This window comes from Streptomyces lunalinharesii, from assembly GCF_039532155.1.
Taxonomy (GTDB): Bacteria; Actinomycetota; Actinomycetes; order Streptomycetales; family Streptomycetaceae; genus Streptomyces; species Streptomyces lunalinharesii.
Genome location: NZ_BAAARK010000115.1, coordinates 1 through 887, shown reverse-complemented (window position 1 = coordinate 887; position 887 = coordinate 1). Strand labels below are relative to the sequence as shown.

1 protein-coding gene is annotated in these 887 nt (G+C 65.7%); it reads right to left on the bottom strand.

Going from position 1 to position 887, the window contains the following annotated elements:
• Nucleotides 1-7 precede the first annotated feature (7 nt).
• A protein-coding gene (locus ABD385_RS41195) for an IS5 family transposase (protein WP_425585597.1) occupies nt 8-825 on the bottom strand; the annotation gives its coding sequence in 2 pieces (ribosomal slippage) (nt 8-474 and nt 474-825; 819 coding nt in all).
• Between the last annotated feature and the right edge of the window lie 62 nt (nt 826-887).

The following is an 887-nucleotide window of genomic DNA, read 5'->3' as shown; positions in this document are numbered from 1 at the left end:
AGAGGTCCTAACAAAGGCGTCGGACGTGTCTGTAGGTGATGAGGCATGTAGCGAGCCCGAGGAAGGCTTCATGGATGTCGTCCCGTCGCTCCCATCGGATGCGCAGGCGACGGAAGCCGTGCAGCCAGGAGATGGTTCGTTCGACGACATACCGGAAGACGCCCAGGCCGGAGCCGTGTGGCTGGCCTCGCCTCGCGATCACAGGGCGGATTCCGCGCTGCCGCAGCAGGCGCCGGTACTTGTCGTGGTCGTAGCCGCGGTCGGCGAGCAGTGCGTCCGGCCGGTGTCTGGGCCGGCCTACGACGCCGGCCACCGCCGGGACCTTGTCGAGCAGAGGTAGGAGTTGGGTGACATCGTTGCGGTTGCCGCCGGTCAGCGACACCGCGAGCGGGATGCCTTGAGCATCGGTGACGACGTGGTGCTTGCTGCCCGGGCGTGCACGGTCGACCGGGCTGGGACCACTTTTGGGCCCCGCCGAGCTGCCCGCACGTGGGAGGAGTCGATCACCGCCCGCGACCAGTCCAGCTTCCCGGCCGACCGCAGCTTCTTCAACAGCAGCACGTGCAGTCGGTCCCACACCCCCGCCTCGTTCCATGCGGCCAACCGCCGCCAACAGGTCATCCCCGAACCGAAGCCCAACTCCTGCGGCAGAAATTCCCACTGAATCCCGGTGTGCAGCACAAACAGGATCCCGCACAATGCCTGCCGATCCGGCACCCGCGGTCGGCCTTCAACCAGCTTCGGACCTGGCACCGGCAGCAACGGCTCGATCAGCAACCACAGTTCATCCGACACGATCCACGGCCGTGCCTGTCTCTTCCCCACGACCAGACCAACGAGCGGACAAGCCAACAGTCACATGATCAACCACTTCTGTTAGGACCTCT